The sequence below is a fragment of the Pseudomonas sp. p1(2021b) genome, from assembly GCF_020151015.1.
In the GTDB taxonomy this organism is placed as follows: Bacteria; Pseudomonadota; Gammaproteobacteria; order Pseudomonadales; family Pseudomonadaceae; genus Aquipseudomonas; species Aquipseudomonas putida_K.
The window spans coordinates 103,953-121,549 of record NZ_CP083746.1 but is presented as its reverse complement, the minus strand read 5'-3'; the positions used below and the strand labels follow the sequence as shown (position 1 = coordinate 121,549).

Sequence of the window (17,597 nt, the reverse complement as noted above, 5' to 3'; positions counted from 1 at the left end):
GAAGCCCCTTCGGTTCGTCTGCAAAATGCTCGGCCCGCCCGGGATTCAGGCGGGTTCGTTGCTGAACGGCCGCTCCAGATGCACCACCCGAAGTGCACTGGTTTCAACAAAGACAAAAGGTCACCGCAGGAGACAAAGTCGTGCACATTGGTGTTCCTCTCGAGACGCAGACGGGCGAAACGCGGGTCGCCGCTACCCCGGAAACCATCAAGAAGCTGGTTGGCCAGGGGCATCAGGTCACCGTCCAACGGGGGGCAGGGCTCAACGCCAGCATTCCGGACAGTGCCTATGAAGCCGTTGGCGCCTCCCTGGGCAATGCCGCCGATGCCTTCGGCGCGCAGTTGGTCCTCAAGGTAGTCGCCCCCAACGACCAGGAGCTCGCCCAGATCAACAGCGGCAGCCTACTGGTCGGCATGCTCAACCCGTTCAACAGCGAACTGATCGCCAAGATGGCCGAGCGCGGCATTACCGCCTTCGCCCTCGAGGCCGCGCCACGCACATCGCGCGCCCAGAGCCTGGACGTGCTGTCGTCCCAGGCCAATATTGCCGGCTACAAGGCCGTGTTGCTGGCTGCCCATCACTACCCGCGCTTCATGCCCATGCTGATGACCGCCGCAGGTACCGTGAAAGCTGCTCGCGTGCTGATCCTCGGCGCTGGCGTCGCTGGCCTGCAGGCCATCGCCACGGCCAAGCGCCTGGGGGCGGTGATCGAGGCCTCGGACGTGCGCCCGGCAGTCAAGGAGCAGATCGAGTCGCTCGGCGCCAAGTTCATCGATGTTCCCTACGAAACCGATGAAGAGCGCGAGTGCGCCGAAGGCGTCGGCGGTTACGCCCGCCCCATGCCGGCCAGCTGGATGCAGCGCCAGGCCCAAGCGGTGCACGAGCGCGCCAAGCAGTCCGACATCGTCATCACCACCGCGTTGATCCCGGGGCGCAAGGCGCCAACCCTGCTCAGTGCGGAAACCGTCGCGCAGATGAAGCCCGGCGCAGTGGTCATCGACCTGGCTGCCGCCCAGGGCGGCAACTGCCCGCTGACCGTACCGGACCAAGTAGTCGTGGAGAACGGCGTGACCATCGTCGGCCCGACCAACCTACCGGCCCAGGTGGCTGCGGACGCCTCGGCGCTGTATGCACGCAACCTGCTGGACTTCATGAAGCTGCTGTTCGACAAGGACGGCGCGCTGGTCATCAACCTCGAAGACGACATCGTCGCCGCGTGCCTGATGTGCCGCGACGGCCAGGTCGTGCGCAAGAACGGCTAAGGAGCACGACAATGGAAGACATGCTGATTTCCCATGGCATCTACAACCTGATCATCTTCGTGCTGGCCATCTATGTGGGCTACCACGTGGTCTGGAACGTCACCCCGGCCCTGCATACGCCGTTGATGGCCGTCACCAACGCCATTTCCGCAATCGTCATCGTCGGCGCCATGCTGGCTGCCGCCCTGACTGTCACCCCTGCAGGCAAGGTGATGGGGACCCTGGCCGTGGCCCTGGCGGCGGTCAACGTCTTCGGTGGCTTCCTGGTCACCCGCCGCATGCTGGAAATGTTCAAGAAGAAAACCAAGAACGAGGCGCAGAAGTAAGCATGAGCATGAATCTGGTAACGCTTCTCTACCTGGTCGCCTCGGTCTGCTTCATCCAGGCGCTCAAGGGGCTGTCGCACCCGACGACGTCGCGTCGGGGCAACCTGTTCGGCATGATCGGGATGGGGATCGCGATCCTCACCACCGTCGGCCTCATCTACAAGCTCGGTGCCGAGCTGGCCACCGCCGGCATCGGCTACGTGATCGTCGGCCTGCTGATCGGCGGTACCGCCGGCTCGATCATGGCCAAGCGCGTGGAAATGACCAAGATGCCTGAACTGGTCGCCTTCATGCACAGCATGATCGGCCTGGCAGCGGTGTTCATCGCCATCGCCGCAGTACTCGAACCGCAATCGCTGGGCATCGTCGCCAGCATCAGCGACCCGATCCCCACCGGCAACCGCCTGGAGCTGTTCCTCGGCGCGGCGATCGGTGCCATCACCTTCTCCGGCTCGGTGATCGCCTTCGGCAAGCTGTCTGGCAAGTACAAGTTCCGCCTGTTCCAGGGCGCACCGGTACAGTTCGCCGGCCAGCACAAGCTGAACCTGATCCTGGGCCTGACCACCATCGCCCTGGGCCTGCTGTTCACCTTCACCGGCCATTACAGCGCCTTCACCCTGATGCTGGCCCTGGCCTTCATCATGGGCGTGCTGATCATCATCCCGATCGGCGGCGCCGACATGCCGGTGGTGGTGTCGATGCTCAACAGCTACTCGGGCTGGGCCGCGGCGGGTATCGGCTTCTCGCTGAACAATTCGATGCTGATCATCGCAGGCTCCCTGGTGGGCTCGTCCGGTGCAATCCTCTCCTACATCATGTGCAAGGCGATGAACCGCTCGTTCTTCAACGTCATCCTCGGCGGCTTCGGCGCCGATGTAGACGCAGGCGCAGCTGCCGGCTCCAAGGAGCAGCGCCCGGTGAAGTCCGGCTCGGCCGACGATGCTACCTTCCTGCTGAGCAACGCCGACAGCGTGATCATCGTTCCTGGCTACGGCCTGGCGGTGGCCCGCGCCCAGCATGCGCTCAAGGAGCTGACCGAGAAGCTGACCCACAACGGGGTGAACGTGAAGTATGCGATCCACCCGGTGGCAGGCCGTATGCCCGGGCACATGAACGTGCTGCTGGCCGAAGCCGAGGTGCCATACGACCAGGTGTTCGAGATGGAAGACATCAACGCCGACTTCGGCCAGGCCGACGTGGTGCTGGTGCTGGGCGCCAACGACGTGGTCAACCCTGCTGCGAAGAACGACCCCAAGTCGCCTATCGCCGGCATGCCGATCCTCGAGGCGTTCAAGGCCAAGACCATCATCGTCAACAAGCGCTCCATGGCCAGCGGTTATGCTGGGCTGGACAACGAACTGTTCTACCTGGACAAGACCATGATGGTGTTCGGCGATGCCAAGAAGGTGATCGAGGACATGGTCAAGGCGGTCGAGTAACACGCCTCTTCCGGGGCGATTTGCAGCCCATGGCCGGCAAGCCGGCGATAAGGCCAGCGCAGCCGTTTGAACAGCCTCCGGGAACGACCTTCCCGGGGGCTTTCGCATTTATGTGATCCAGATCAACGGCTCTATTTCCAGCCTTCGCCTACGACCATGGTCGCGGGACGGCACCGGGTGAAATCTCTAGACTGCGCTCCAGTAGCTTCAGTAGCCCGAGATAACAATCCATGTACCGTGATCGTATCCGCTTGTCCTCCCTGCACAGCAAGGTAATGAGTGCGGCTGATGCCGCTGGCCTGATCCAGGACGGCATGACCGTCGGCATGAGCGGTTTCACCCGCGCCGGCGAAGCCAAGGCCGTGCCCCATGCCCTGGCCGAACGCGCCAGGCAATCGCCCCTGAAGATCAGCCTGATGACCGGCGCCAGCCTGGGTAACGACCTGGACAAGCAGCTGACCGAGGCCGGTGTCCTGGCCCGGCGCATGCCATTCCAGGTGGACAGCACCCTGCGCAAGGCCATCAATGACGGCCAGGTGATGTTCATCGACCAGCACCTGTCGGAAACCGTCGAGCAACTGCGCAACCAGCAACTCAAGCTGCCGGACATCGCAGTCATCGAAGCGGTAGCGATCACCGAACAAGGCCACATCGTGCCGACCACCTCGGTGGGCAACTCGGCCAGCTTCGCGATCTTCGCCAAGCAGGTCATCGTCGAGATCAACCTGTCGCACAATGCCAACCTCGAAGGCCTGCACGACATCTATATCCCCACCTACCGCCCGACTCGCACCCCGATCCCGTTGGTGAAGGTGGACGACCGCATCGGCAGCACCGCCATTCCGATCGACCCGGCGAAGATCGTCGGCATCGTCATCAGCGACCAGCCGGACTCGCCGTCCACCGTGCTGCCACCGGACCACGAGACCCAGGCCATCGCCGATCACCTGATCGACTTCTTCAAGCGCGAAGTGGACGCAGGCCGCATGACCAACAAGCTCGGCCCGCTGCAGGCTGGCATCGGCAGCATTGCCAACGCGGTGATGTGCGGCCTGATCGAGTCGCCGTTCGAAGACCTGACCATGTACTCCGAAGTCCTGCAGGACTCGACCTTCGACCTGATCGACGCCGGCAAGCTGCGCTTCGCCTCGGGCAGCTCGATCACCCTGTCGACGCGCCGCAATGCCGATGTGTTCGGCAACCTGGAGCGTTACAAGGACAAGCTCGTGCTGCGCCCGCAAGAGATCTCCAACCACCCGGAAGTGGTGCGCCGCCTGGGGATCATCGGCATCAACACTGCGCTTGAGTTCGACATCTATGGCAACGTCAACTCGACCCACGTCTGCGGCACCAAGATGATGAACGGCATCGGTGGCTCCGGCGACTTCGCCCGCAATGCCCACCTGGCGGTGTTCGTCACCAAGTCGATCGCCAAGGGCGGTGCGATTTCCAGCGTGGTTCCGATGGTCAGCCATGTCGACCACACCGAGCACGACGTGGATATCCTCGTCACCGAGCAAGGCCTGGCCGACCTGCGTGGCCTGGCGCCACGCGAACGTGCCCGGGCGATCATCGACAACTGCGTGCACCCAGACTACCGCGCTGCGCTCAACGACTACTTCGACCGTGCCTGCCAGCGTGGCGGCCATACCCCGCACATCCTGCGCGAGGCGCTGAGCTGGCACGAGAACCTGGAAGAAAGCGGACGCATGCTCGCCAGCTGATCCGCAGCTGTCTTGATTGAACCCTGTAGGAGCGGGCTTGCCCCACGATCAGGCTGCCCTGCCATCACGTTTTCATGGCAAAGGGCTTCGCCCTTGATCGCGGGACAAGCCCGCTCCTACAAACGACCACCACAGTTTCAAAACAACCTCGAACAGAAACCAAAAAACTGTTCAACTGTACCGGTAAATAACCGGCTTTCCCGCCTTGCAAATTCCTTCACGACTTAAAAATGCACCAAATCAGTGCTGACCAGTACAGTTGCGCCAATTTCAAGTGCAACAGTCGGGTTAAACAGTTAACTGAGCCATCGCAATACAGATGAACTGTATCTACTGTTCTGGACGACAGAGGAGGATCATTGGCATCAGTTAAATCACTACCTAATGCCGCCACAAGCGGAAGGATGACACATCATGGAACGCACCCTCAGTTCCGATCTGGTTTTTGAAAACAACGCTCAAGCCTCCCACGCTTCGCTGCCTCTGCGCGCCCTGTCGACCCTGCTGCTGTGGCAGCGCCGCGTCTCCAGCCGCCGTCAGCTGGCTCGCCTGGACGCCCGCCTGCTGGCCGACGCCGGTATCAGCGAGTCGCAGCGTTACGAAGAGCTGAGCAAGCCGTTCTGGCGCTAAGCCCGGGCTCGCTGGCCTCGGCCAGCACCCAGAATTCCTGAAGCCCGTCGCGGGAGACCGCGGCGGGCTTTTTGTTTTCTAAGCGTCTGGCATGGGGCTTACAGTCCCAACCAGTACAGTTTTCGGATAGCCAATTAGTACCGCAACAGTTACGCAAAAACTGTCGGCGATGAGCTGCATTGCACTGGCGCGTGATACGCTTCGCTTCAGCCGCTTGGCAAATACCGTGACGAGCCGAGCGACGCCCGATAACCAGAACCACCCAAGACCCTTACGCAGGAGTCCACGACCATGTCCCGTAACCATTTCATCGGCGCCGCCCTGCTGCTGGCCCTGGCCGGCACTGCCAACGCCTCCAGCTTCGTCGTCACGACTGACGCGGTCGTGCGCGGTGTTGCCGCGTCCACCGACGCGACTTCCGATCTCTCCTCGTCCTTGAAAGACGACAAGATCGTCCAGGCCGCCCGTGACGATGCCGCGACCTTCGTCGGCAGCGAAGGCGCCATCCGCGGCGCCAAGCTGGAAAGCGCTTTCATTCATATCCGCGAGCAACAGCCAAGCCTGCAAGCCAGCGACGCGCAACTGGCCCAGGCCATCCTGGCGCTCTGATCCACGACGCGCCAACCCGGATACGCTGGCCTTGGCCGGCGCTTCCGGGGTAGCCTTCGCCGTCCATGTCCAACGTCACTCGAAAGTCATGCGTTATCTGTTGCCATTGCTGTTCGCCTTCGTCGGCATGGGAAGCGCCCATGCCATGGATGTCACCACCCAGAGCCTGGTCGCCAGCGGTTATGTCACCAGCCAGGTGACCACCGCGCCGTTCGATCGCAAACTGGTCATCCAAGCCCGTGACGATGCCGCGGCCTTCGTCGCCACAGACGGCCTGATCCGTGGCGCACGCCTGCAGGCGGCCCTCAGTTCGCTACGTCATGCCCACCCGCATCATTCTGTCGGCGACCTTGAACTGGCCGAAGCGATTCTCGTCCAATGAATACCCGTATCCTCCGGAGATGCTCCATGCGTAAACCGCTGATCGCCGCCGCCCTCGGCATGCTGCTGCTGGCAGACCTGGCCCAGGCACAAACCCTGGTGGCCACCAGCAATATCATCGTCCGTGCCTTCGGCCGTTCGATCGATTTCACCTCTGATACCACCACCTCCATCCGCGACTCGAAGGTCGTGCAGCAAGCCCACGACGACGCGGCCAGCTTTGTCGCCAGCCGCGGCGAGATCCGGGGCGCCCAGCTCGAAGCCGCCTTCAACACCATTCGCCAACGCGTTCCCGAAGCGCGCGACGCCAGCGACCAGGTATTGGCCGAAGCCATTCTCGCCCTGTGAAACGCGTGCGTGCCTGGCTGCTGGGCTGCGCCCTGACGCTGCTCGGCACGCCCGCTCTGGCAGACCTGCAGCTCGAGCCGCAGACAACCGGCCTCGACCCGCAGCAGCAGCAGGCCACCCAGGCCCTGCTCGACGAGGCCATGGCGAAACTTCCGCCACGCTTCAAACAGCAACTGGACCGACGCATCCAGGTCAGCTGGAGTACGCATATGCCTGCCGATGCCTACGGCCAGGCCTCCTTGGTCTCGACACTCGACCTCAACCGCCGCCTGTTGCCAGGCCTGGTCGATGGCAGCGCCGCGCGCGAGCAGACCGGCCGCCCCCACGGCACGGTGCGCCAGGAACTGCTGGCCACGGTGCTCCACGAGCTGACCCACATCTACGACCGCGCGCGCCTGTGGCCTGCCGCCGAACGTCAGCTGATCACCCGTTGCAAGCGCCAGCAAGGCAGCCTGGGCAAGGTTGGCCTGCCGCAACAATGCCGTGGCCAGGCAGAACGGCGCTTTACCTTGAGCGACGACCCACGCTTGCTCGACTTGGCCGGCTGGCCGCAATACGTCGGCAGGCGCGGCGAGCGCGAGCAGCACAACGGCCAGTTCGTGCGCAGCCCCGACAGCTACGAGCTGAGCAGCCCCAAGGAATACATCGCGGTCAACATGGAGTATTTCCTCCTCGACCCGAGCTACGCCTGCCGCCGGCCGGCCCTGAACCAATACCTGAGCGAGCACTTTGGCTGGGCACCACAGCCCACCCCATGCGCCAGCGGCCTGCCGTTCCTCAATGCAGGCAGCGACTTCGCTCGCCAGCCCTTGGGCGAGATCGACCCCGAGCGGGTCTACGAAGTCGACTACCTGTTGGCCGAGGCCAACCAGAACTGGGTCAGCCGCTGGGGCCACAGTATGCTGCGCCTGGTCATCTGCGCCCCCGGCCGACCACGCGGCCCGGATTGCCGGCTGGACCTGGACCAGCACCTGGTGCTGTCCTACCGGGCATTCGTCAACGACTTGCAGCTGTCCAGCTGGGACGGCCTCACCGGCGCCTACCCCTCGCGGCTGTTCGTGCTGCCGTTGAGCCAGGTGATCGACGAATACACCAAGACCGAGCTACGCAGCCTGGCCTCGATCCCGCTCAAGCTGACCCGCCAGGAAGTGGAAAGCGTGGTGCGCCAGGCGGCCGAGATGCACTGGAGCTATGACGGCAGCTACTTCTTCCTGTCCAACAACTGCGCGGTGGAGTCGTTGAAATTACTGCGCAGCGGTACCGGCAACCCACGTTTCAACGACCTGGACAGCATCATGCCTAACGGTTTGCTGGAGGTGCTCAAGGGGCGCGGGCTGGCCGATACCAGCGTGCTCGATGACCCACGCGAAGCCCTGCGCCTGGGCTATCGCTTCGACTCCTACCGCGAGCGCTACCAGGCCATGTTCGACGTCTTGAAAAAGCAGTTGCCGATCAAGCAAGACAAGGTCGAGGACTGGCTGGCCCTGGATGCCGAGCAGCGCCGTGCCTGGTTCCCAAAGGCCGACCTGCGCACCAGCGCGGCCTTGCTCCTGCTCGAGCAAGCCAGCCTGCGCCGCCAGTTGCTGCTGGCCCAGGACGAGGTCAAGCAGCGTTACCTCAACGCCGCAGCGCTCAAGGATGGCAGCATCGCCAAGGCCAACGACACCTTGCAGCAGATGCTCGCCAACAGCGGCTTCCTCAGCCGCCCGGCGGAGCTGCTGGAGGCCAAGGGCTATGGCCTGCCGCAGCCGCAGGAGCGCGAGCACCTGGAAAAGGTCAGCCGCGAACGGCAGGCCCAGCTGCTGCGCCTGAGCACCGACCTGGACAAGGAAGTGCGCGCCTTGCTGGAGCCCTCCCGGGCCAGGGAGATCGCGGCAGTCGAAGCCAACGTGAAGCAGATCGGCGAGCACCTGCGGGCACTGCACAAGGCCGCGGGCGGCCTGCAATTGCCGTAGCCGCCTGTACTGCCGCCCTCACCATGACCTCCGGTCGCCTTGTTCCAGACGAAAGCTGGCTGAAAGGTTGCGCCCATAGGATAGCCCCACTACCGGCAGCAGACCGGTCAGCCAGGGCACCCGGAACATTCCGCGCCCGGCCCAATCGACAACAACAATGGTGATACCGATGTTTTCCTGTGCCCGCCTTTTCGCTGTTCCCCCCCGGTTGCTCCCCGCGCAGCGCCTGACGCGCTGATCCGCCCGAATCGACTTTCCTTTCGCCGCGCCACGCCTGGAGTACCGCCATGCTGACCTTCCTCGGCTTCGCCATGGTCATTTCGTTCATGTACCTGATCATGACCAAGCGCCTGTCGGCCTTGATCGCCCTGATCCTGGTACCGATCCTGTTCGCCCTGTTCGGGGGCTTCTACAGCCATATCGGCCCGATGATGCTCGAAGGCATCAGCAAACTTGCGCCCACCGGCGTGATGCTGATGTTCGCCATTCTCTATTTCGCCCTGATGATCGACTCCGGCCTGTTCGACCCGGCCGTGCGCAAGATTCTCAAGCTGGTCAAGGGCGACCCGCTGAAGGTATCGGTCGGCACCGCAGCGTTGGCCCTGGTGGTCTCCCTCGACGGTGACGGCGCCACCACCTACATGATCTGCTGCGCCGCCATGCTGCCGCTGTACAGCCGCCTGGGCATGAGCCCGCGAATCATGGCCGGCCTGATCATCCTGGCCGGGGGCGTGATGAACATGACCCCTTGGGGTGGCCCCACCGCCCGCGCCGCCAGCGCCCTGCACGTCGACCCTTCGGATATCTTCGTGCCAATGATCCCGGCCATGGTCTTCGGTGTGCTGGCGATCCTGGCTATCGCCTACATGTACGGCAAACGCGAACGGGCCCGTTTGGGCGAACTCCATTTGCCTACCGACGACATCGATCACAGCGAAATCAGCGTCTCGCAGTTCCCTGAAGCACGCCGGCCGAAGCTGATCTGGTTCAATGGCGCCCTGACCGCCGCCCTGATGGTGGCCCTGATCGCCGGTGCGCTGCCGTTGCCGGTGCTGTTCATGATCGCCTTCAGCATCGCCATGATCGTCAACTACCCCTGCCTGCAGCAGCAAAAAGACCGCATCGCCGCCCATGCCGGCAGCGTGCTGGCGGTGACCGGCCTGATCTTCGCAGCGGGTATTTTCACCGGCATCCTGTCGGGTACCGGCATGGTCGAAGCCATGTCCAAAAGCCTGCTGGCCGTGATTCCAGACACTCTGGGACCGTACCTGGCGGTGATCACGGCCATCGTCAGCATGCCGTTCACCTTCTTCATGTCCAACGACGCGTTCTACTACGGCGTACTGCCCGTACTGTCGGAAGCTGCCAGCCACTACGGCATCAGCCCGGTGGAAATGGCCCGTGCGTCGATCGTCGGGCAGCCGGTACATCTGCTGAGCCCGCTGGTACCTTCTACGTACCTGCTGGTGGCCCTGGCGGGTATCGAATTCGGCGATCACCAGCGCTTCACACTGAAGTGGGCAGTGCTCGTGTGCATGTGCATAATGCTCGCCGCATTGCTGATGGGCATCTTCCCGTTGTTCAGCAGCCTGTAAGGCGAACCCCACATCGCGATGCGCCCAGCCGGGCGTATCGCCTCTACCACTCGAAGGATTACACATGGAATGGCTGACCAGCCCGGAAATCTGGGTTGCCTTTTTTACCCTTACCGCGCTTGAGATCGTTCTCGGTATCGACAACATCATCATGATCTCGATTCTGGTCAGCCGCATGCCCAAGCACATGCAGCCGCGCACCCGGATCTTCGGCCTGGCCCTGGCCATGATCACCCGCATCATGCTGTTGCTGTCGATCACCTGGGTGATGCGCCTGACCGACGACCTGTTCGAGGTCTTCGGCCAAGGCATCTCGGGGCGCGACCTGATCCTGTTCTTCGGCGGCCTGTTCCTGCTGTGGAAAAGCTCCCAGGAGATCTACCACGGTCTGGAAGGCGAAGACGAAAGCCAGGACGAGCCCAAGGGCGCGGGCGGCAAGTTCTTCTACACCATCATTCAGATCGCCATCATCGACATCGTGTTCTCCCTGGACTCGGTGATCACCGCGGTCGGCATGGTCTCCCATGTACCGGTGATGATCGCTGCGATCATCGTCGCGGTCCTGGTGATGATGCTGTGCGCCGGCACCATCAGCGACTTCATCGACAAGCACCCGTCGCTGAAGATGCTCGCGCTGTCGTTCCTGATCGTGGTCGGTACCGTGCTGATCGCCGAATCCTTCGACGTGCATGTGCCGAAAGGCTACGTCTACTTCGCCATGGCGTTCTCCCTGGCGGTGGAGGCGATCAACATCCGCATGCGCACCGCCTTGGCACGCAAGGAAGGCAAAGAGCACGAGCCAGTGAAACTGCGCAAGGACATTCCGGGTCAATAAGATCAGGAAGCGCAAAACAGAGGGCCCTCCGGGGCCCTTTGTCGTTTCCGGGTCATGACAACGCTTTCATGACAGATATGTTTCAAAAGCTTGCCGCGCATGCGAAGCTGGCGGCAGGTCCGCAAAACAACTAAAGCTTGAGTGAGCACGAGATAAAAACGCCCACCCCCGGGCACCGGCTCACGGCTTCACCATTGGCCCCAGCCTGGGGCATCGGCAACAAGGGGGGCCTGAACATGCTGACCCTGCTCAACCTGCTGTCCGCCGTGGCCCTGCTGGTGTGGGGCACGCATATCGTGCGTACCGGCATCCTGCGGGTGTATGGCTCCAACCTGCGCCGCGTGCTCAGCCAGAACATGAGCAAGCGTCCGCTGGCCTTCATCGCCGGCATCGTGGTGACAGCCCTGGTGCAAAGCAGCAACGCTACGGCGATGCTGGTGACCTCGTTCGTCGGCCAGGGCCTGATGGCCATGACCCCGGCGCTGGCGATCATGCTCGGTGCCGACGTCGGGACGGCCCTGATGGCGCGGGTGCTGACGTTCGACCTCTCATGGCTGTCGCCGCTGCTGATCTTCCTTGGCGTGATCTTCTTCCTGTCGCGCAAACAGACCCGCGCCGGCCAGTTAGGCCGCGTGGGTATCGGCTTGGGCCTGATCATCCTGGCACTGCAACTGATCGTCCAGGCCGCCGCACCGATCACCCACGCCCAAGGCGTACGCGTGCTGTTCGCCTCCCTGACCGGCGACATCCTGCTCGATGCGCTGATCGGCGCCCTGTTCGCCCTGGTGTCCTATTCCAGCCTCGCCGCCGTGCTGCTCACCGCCACCCTGGCCGGGGCAGAAGTGATCAGCCTGCCGGTGGCCATCGGCCTGGTGGTCGGAGCCAACATCGGCAGCGGCCTGCTGGCGTTCCTCACCACCAGCATGCAGAACGCCGCCGGGCGCCGGGTGGCCCTGGGCAGCCTGTTGTACAAGCTGATCGGCCTGGTGCTGGTGATTCCGGTGCTGCACCCGCTGGTGGACTGGATGGACTCGCTGAGCTTCAGCCCCCAGGAGCTGGTGATCGGCTTCCACCTTCTCTACAACACCCTGCGCTGCCTGATCATGCTGCCCACGGTCAAACCCATGGGCCGCCTGTGCAACTGGCTACTGCCTGACCGGGATAACGGCAACGGGCAGATCCGCCCCCGCCACCTGGATACCACCGCCCTGGGTACCCCAAGCCTGGCCCTGGCCAACGCGGCGCGCGAGACATTGCGCCTAGGCGACATCGTCGACAGCCTGCTCGAAGCGATGCTCGGCGCCCTGCGCGGCACTCAGACCGCCTTGCCGCAGCAGGTGCGTGCGCTCGGCGAGGATGCCGAGGCGTTGTACAGCGCCATCAAGCTGTACCTGGCGCAGATGAGCCGGGAAGATCTCAGCGAGCAGGATAACCGGCGCTGGGCCGAGATCATCGAGCTGGCGATCAACCTCAAGCTTGCCAGCGACCTGATCGAGCGCATGTTGCGCAAGGTCCAGCAGCAGAAGACGTCCCAGCGCAGGGAGTTCTCCCAGGTCGGCCTGGAGGAACTGACCGGCCTTCAGGAGCAACTGTTGGCCAACCTGCGCCTGGGGTTGTCGGTGTTCCTCAGCGCCGATCCGGAGAGCGCACGCCTGCTGTTGCGCGAGAAACGTCGTTTTCGCGCCCAGGAACGGCGCCTTGCCCATGCCCATGTCAGCCGCCTGCAACGTAAAGTGGTGCAAAGTATCGAGACCAGTTCGCTACACTTGGAGCTGATCGCCGACATGAAGCGATTGAACTCTTTGTTCTGCAGCAGTGCCTATGTGGTACTGGGCGGCGGGGATACGGGCGGGCTTCTGCTCGACAGCGTGCCGGACGAAGCCCGCCTGTCCTGAACTTGCACACCGGAGACCCTCGCTCGCCAATGCGTTGCCTGATGTTCGTTTGCCTGCTGATCTGCAGCCTCCCTTCGCTTGCCCTCGATCGCTCACGGGTAGAGGGCTACCTGTTGCCCAACGGTTTGCAGGTGATCCTCAAATCCGGCTACGAGCGCGACCACGTGGCGATACGCCTGGTGGTGGGCGTCGGCCTGGACGATTTCGACTGCGACCAGAAAGAGCTGCCGCACCTGCTCGAACACTTGTTGTTCAATGGTATTGACGACACCGGCGAAGGCGGCCTGGAAGAGCGCATCCAAGCCTTGGGCGGGGAGTGGAACGCCTACACCAGCAGCGCCGACACCACCTTCGTGATCGAAGCCCCGGCACGTAACCAGCGCAAGGTGCTCGACTTGCTGCTGGCGGTGATCCGCGATACGCCCATCGACGCCAAGGCCCTGGCCACGGCCAAGAAGATCATCGAACGCGAGGATGGCGGCCACTACGGCCACCTGCAACGCTGGCTCGACCGCCAGGACATCGGCCACCCCGGCAGCGACCAGCTGGCCGTGGAGCTTGGCCTCAAGTGCCCAGAGCGCTCCAACGTCGATGCCATGACCCTCGAGCAGGTCAAGGCCCTGCGCGAGCACTGGTACGCTGCCAACAACATGACCTTGATCGTGGTCGGAGGCCTCGACCGCCTGCTGCCGGCCTACCTGGAGCGCACCTACGGCGAGCTGCCGGCGAGCGAGCCGGGCGAGCGTCGCAGCCTTGAGTCCATCAGCCAGCAGGCCGAACAACGCCGCGACCTGACGCGCGGCTGGCTGGGTGACAACGTCAAGCTGCACTGGCTGTTCATCGAGCCGGTACTCGAAGAGGGCCACGAGGCCACCCTGGACGTGCTCTCGCGCTACCTGGAATGGGCCCTTTACGACCAGCTGCGCCTGCGCCACGGCCTGTCCTACGGGCCATCGGTGCGGCGCGAAAGCTTCGGCGATACCGGCATGCTCGCGCTCAACGCAGACCTTGAGCGCCAGGATGTGGACGTCGCAGTCAAGGTGCTGCAGCAGCTGTTCGAACACCTGCGCGAGCACGGCCTGGACCCGGATACCTTCGCCCGCATCAAGGATGCCGCCATTGCCCGTGAAAGCTGGAACACCCAAGGCAACAGCGCCCTGGCCGACTACTACTGGAGCGCGCTCAACAACTACAACGATGGGCGCTTCCTGGACCCAGCGCGCAAGCTGCGCCAGGTCAGCCTCGAGCAGGCGGATGCGGCCCTGCGTGAAATGCTCAAGTCCCAGGGCTACGTGCGCATCGAGAAACCGCTGCTAGGCTATGACGAGCTCTACGGGCTGGTCGCGCTGTTGCTGGGCCTGGTCCTGGCCGGCGGCCTGCTGCGACGTCGACGCCATTCGGCGCCAAAGCCTGGCGACGCTACACGCGAGCCCTGATTTGGCAGTATCCTTGCAACATCATATTGCCAGCTGCGGCCCTATCGCCCCTGTAGGGGCGGGCTTGTCCCGCGATGGGGCCAGTATGGCCCCCTAAATTCATGCCCTCTCTGTTGCCCCCATGCCCCCAATACCCCACTTCGTCATCCGTGTGATCGAGCTGCTCAAGCGCTACCCCGGCGTCATCGCGCTGGCCGGTTTCCTGTCCGGTATCGGCAGTTTCATCCTGGTGGACCGCCAGGCCGGCTTGGCCAGCTGGATCGCCGTGCTGATGTTGGTCAGCTGGATCTGGCTGATGCTGGAGAACGCCCTCACAGGCCTGTTCACCAAGGTGTTCAAGCGCGAGATCCCGCAACCGCTGCTGCGCTATGCCACGCAGATGATCCACCAGGAGAGCCTGTTCTTCGTCCTGCCGTTCTTCTTCATCACCACCACCTGGAACAGCAGCCAGGTGGTATTCACCGGCCTGCTCGCCGCCGCCGGGCTGATCTCGATCATCGACCCGTTGTACTACAAGTGGCTGGCACCCAGGCGTTGGTTGTTCCTCGCGCTGCACACCCTGACCCTGTTCGCTGCGCTGCTGACCGCCCTGCCGATCATCCTGCACCTGACCACGGCGCAGAGCTTCAAGCTGGCCTTGATCGCCGCCATGGCGTTGTCCTTCCCCAGCCTTGCCAGCAGTTTCCCCATCAATAACTGGCGTCGCGCAGTGGCCCTGGTGCTGGTGACCCTAGCAGTAGGCGGCGGTGGTTGGCTGCTGCGCTCCTGGGTGCCGCCGGCCACCCTGTGGATGACCGAAGTGGCAGTCAGCACCGAAGTGCAGAACCGTCAGCCTGGGGACTCGCTCGATGAAGTCCCCGCCAGCCGCATACGCAGCGGCGGCCTGTACGCCTACACCGCGATCAATGCCCCGCGCGGCCTGAACGAGCGCATCTACCACGTATGGCAGTTGAACGGCAAAGAGGTGGACCGCATCGCTCTGGATATCCATGGTGGGCGCAAGGAGGGCTACCGGGCCTGGACCCACAAGCAGAACTTCCCGCCCAACCCCGTGGGCAAATGGCAGGTGAGGGTGCTGACCGAGGATGGCCAGGTGATCGGCGTGCTGCGCTTCAAGATCATCGAGGATGCGCCAGCACAATGAAATCTGTGGGAGTGGACGGTGCTAGCAGCGCATCCCCAGCGGCACCATTACGCTATGATCTGAGTCGACGCCTCGCGCCCTGTCAGATGCATGGAGCCTATGACCACCCCCAGCGCCACCCTGGACACCAGCAGCCAACCGGCCTGCCTGCGCATTGCCGGTGATTGGACCCTGGCCCACTACGCCGAGCTCAAGCGCGAGAGCGATCAGTTGCGCACGCAATATGGCGACGATGCCATCGCCGACCTGAGCCAACTGGGCCGCCTGGACACCGCCGGCGCCTCGCTGCTGGCCGAGCTGCTCGGCTCCGAGCGCCTCTCGCGCTGCACCAGCGAGCTCCCCGACGCCAGCCGTGCCTTGCTCAAGAACGTCTACTGCTCGGTGCAGGACTACTGCATTCCGGTCAAAGAGCCCGAGCGCCACGTCCTGCTGCTGTTGCTCGAACGCATCGGCTGCGCGGTCGCGACCCTCTGGCAGGATACCCGGCAACTGCTCGGCTTCATTGGCCTGATCCTGGAAACCCTCGCCCGCCGGGCCCTGCAGCCCCATCGCTGGCGCGTCACGCCGGTGGTCGCGCACATCGAGCAGACCGGCCTGGACGCCGCGCCCATCGTCGCCTTGCTCACCTTCCTGGTGGGTGCGGTGGTGGCCTTCCTCGGCGCCACGGTGCTGGCCGACTTCGGCGCCACGATCTTCACGGTCGACCTGGTGGCCTTCTCCTTCCTGCGTGAGTTCGCCGTACTGCTGACAGCCATCCTCATGGCCGGGCGCACCGCCAGCGCCTTTACCGCGCAGATCGGCTCGATGAAGGCCAACGAAGAGATCGACGCCATCCGCACCCTCGGGCTCAACCCCATCGAACTGCTGGTGGCCCCTCGAGTGCTGGCCTTGCTGATCTCCCTGCCGTTGCTGACATTCGTCGCGATGATCTGCGGCATCGTCGGGGGCGCAGTGGTCTGCGCCCTGTCGCTGGGCATCTCACCGGCCATGTTCCTCTCGCTGCTGCAAAGCGATATCGGCGTGCAGCACTTCCTCGTCGGCCTGGTCAAGGCGCCGTTCTTCGCCTTCCTGATCGCGGCCATCGGCTGCCTCGAAGGCTTCAAGGTCACTGGCAGCGCCGAATCGGTAGGCGCGCACACCACTTCCAGCGTGGTCCAGTCGATCTTCGTGGTGATCGTGCTCGATGCCGTGGCGGCGCTGTTCTTCATGGAGATGGGCTGGTGAGTGGCGCACGTGAAGCCGTGATCGAGGCCCGGGGCATCTGCAACCGCTTCGGCAGCCAGAGCGTGCACGAAAACCTCGACCTGGACCTGTACCGTGGTGAAATTCTCGCCGTGGTCGGCGGTTCCGGCAGCGGCAAGTCGGTACTGCTGCGCAGCATCATCGGCCTGCGTCGGCCCAACGAAGGGCAGGTCAAGGTCTTCGGTCAAGACTTGGCCACGTTGAACAATGAACAACGCTCGCAAGTGGAACGGCGTTTCGGCGTGCTGTTCCAGAAGGGCGCATTGTTCTCCTCGCTGACTGTGACCGAGAATGTGGCCCTGCCGCTGATCGAGCACGCCGGGCTGTCCCGTGCCGACGCCGAACACCTGGCCGGGGTCAAGCTGGCGCTGGCCGGGCTGCCGATCTCCGCCGCCGACAAATACCCCTCGTCGCTGTCCGGCGGCATGATCAAGCGTGCCGCCTTGGCCCGGGCCCTGGCGCTGGACCCCGACATCCTGTTTCTCGATGAACCCACCGCCGGCCTGGACCCAATCGGCGCAGCGGCCTTCGACCAACTGATCCTGACCCTGCGCGATGCCCTGGGCCTGTCGGTGTTCCTGATCACCCACGACCTGGATACCCTCTATACCATCACCGACCGAGTCGCGGTGCTGTCCCAGAAGAAGGTCCTGGTGGCCGGCCCCCTGGCCCAGGTCGAACAGACCGACGATGCCTGGATCCACGAATACTTTCACGGCCCACGCGGGCGGGCGGCGGAGCATGCCGCCGCCAGTGCCGGGCAGGAGCGCTGAACA

At 63.7% G+C, this 17,597-nt stretch carries 16 protein-coding genes; all 16 read left to right on the top strand.

Annotation, left to right across the window (positions count from 1 at the left end; genetic code table 11):
* The first annotated feature begins 140 nt into the window (after nucleotides 1-140).
* The 16 genes from K8374_RS00575 (at nucleotide 141) to K8374_RS00500 (ending at nucleotide 17,594) form a co-directional block, all read left to right on the top strand.
* Complete coding sequence (locus K8374_RS00575) at nucleotides 141-1,262, top strand: Re/Si-specific NAD(P)(+) transhydrogenase subunit alpha (RefSeq protein WP_084855149.1); 1,122 nt, start codon at nucleotides 141-143, stop codon at nucleotides 1,260-1,262.
* Nucleotides 1,263-1,273: 11 nt separating this feature from the next.
* Entirely contained in the window at nucleotides 1,274-1,588 is a 315-nt protein-coding gene (locus K8374_RS00570) for an NAD(P) transhydrogenase subunit alpha (protein WP_008097413.1), read from the top strand.
* A 2-nt stretch (nucleotides 1,589-1,590) separates the two neighbouring features.
* Nucleotides 1,591-3,027 (top strand): NAD(P)(+) transhydrogenase (Re/Si-specific) subunit beta, encoded by a 1,437-nt coding sequence (locus K8374_RS00565; RefSeq protein ID WP_084855150.1) that lies wholly within the window; start codon nucleotides 1,591-1,593, stop codon nucleotides 3,025-3,027.
* Between the two features lie 230 nt (nucleotides 3,028-3,257).
* Nucleotides 3,258-4,751, top strand: a complete 1,494-nt coding sequence (locus K8374_RS00560; RefSeq protein ID WP_084855151.1) for an acetyl-CoA hydrolase/transferase family protein — start codon at nucleotides 3,258-3,260, stop codon at nucleotides 4,749-4,751.
* 414 nt (nucleotides 4,752-5,165) lie between these two features.
* On the top strand, nucleotides 5,166-5,381 hold the full coding sequence (locus tag K8374_RS00555; RefSeq protein ID WP_084855152.1) for a DUF1127 domain-containing protein: 216 nt from the start codon (nucleotides 5,166-5,168) through the stop codon (nucleotides 5,379-5,381).
* 291 nt (nucleotides 5,382-5,672) lie between these two features.
* Entirely contained in the window at nucleotides 5,673-5,990 is a 318-nt protein-coding gene (locus K8374_RS00550; RefSeq protein WP_224457559.1) for a DUF2388 domain-containing protein, read from the top strand.
* 88 nt (nucleotides 5,991-6,078) lie between these two features.
* Complete coding sequence (locus K8374_RS00545) at nucleotides 6,079-6,372, top strand: DUF2388 domain-containing protein (protein WP_084855154.1); 294 nt, start codon at nucleotides 6,079-6,081, stop codon at nucleotides 6,370-6,372.
* 26 nt (nucleotides 6,373-6,398) lie between these two features.
* Nucleotides 6,399-6,719, top strand: coding sequence for a DUF2388 domain-containing protein (locus K8374_RS00540; protein ID WP_084855155.1), 321 nt, complete (start codon nucleotides 6,399-6,401; stop codon nucleotides 6,717-6,719).
* Nucleotides 6,716-8,674, top strand: coding sequence for a DUF4105 domain-containing protein (locus K8374_RS00535; RefSeq protein WP_224457558.1), 1,959 nt, complete (start codon nucleotides 6,716-6,718; stop codon nucleotides 8,672-8,674). Before K8374_RS00540 ends, K8374_RS00535 begins: the two co-directional genes overlap by 4 nt.
* A gap of 287 nt (nucleotides 8,675-8,961) precedes the next feature.
* Nucleotides 8,962-10,269: a CitMHS family transporter gene (locus K8374_RS00530; protein ID WP_224457557.1), complete on the top strand. Its 1,308-nt coding sequence runs from the start codon at nucleotides 8,962-8,964 to the stop codon at nucleotides 10,267-10,269.
* A 64-nt stretch (nucleotides 10,270-10,333) separates the two neighbouring features.
* Nucleotides 10,334-11,104 (top strand): TerC family protein, encoded by a 771-nt coding sequence (locus K8374_RS00525; RefSeq protein ID WP_084855158.1) that lies wholly within the window; start codon nucleotides 10,334-10,336, stop codon nucleotides 11,102-11,104.
* A gap of 236 nt (nucleotides 11,105-11,340) precedes the next feature.
* On the top strand, nucleotides 11,341-12,999 hold the full coding sequence (locus K8374_RS00520) for a Na/Pi cotransporter family protein (RefSeq protein ID WP_224459395.1): 1,659 nt from the start codon (nucleotides 11,341-11,343) through the stop codon (nucleotides 12,997-12,999).
* Nucleotides 13,000-13,028: 29 nt separating this feature from the next.
* Nucleotides 13,029-14,435: a M16 family metallopeptidase gene (locus K8374_RS00515; protein ID WP_224457556.1), complete on the top strand. Its 1,407-nt coding sequence runs from the start codon at nucleotides 13,029-13,031 to the stop codon at nucleotides 14,433-14,435.
* Between the two features lie 121 nt (nucleotides 14,436-14,556).
* Complete coding sequence (locus tag K8374_RS00510) at nucleotides 14,557-15,579, top strand: DUF5924 family protein (protein WP_224457555.1); 1,023 nt, start codon at nucleotides 14,557-14,559, stop codon at nucleotides 15,577-15,579.
* Between the two features lie 90 nt (nucleotides 15,580-15,669).
* Complete coding sequence (locus K8374_RS00505) at nucleotides 15,670-16,803, top strand: ABC transporter permease (RefSeq protein ID WP_224457554.1); 1,134 nt, start codon at nucleotides 15,670-15,672, stop codon at nucleotides 16,801-16,803.
* On the top strand, nucleotides 16,800-17,594 hold the full coding sequence (locus K8374_RS00500; RefSeq protein WP_224457553.1) for an ABC transporter ATP-binding protein: 795 nt from the start codon (nucleotides 16,800-16,802) through the stop codon (nucleotides 17,592-17,594). Before K8374_RS00505 ends, K8374_RS00500 begins: the two co-directional genes overlap by 4 nt.
* Nucleotides 17,595-17,597 lie beyond the last annotated feature (3 nt).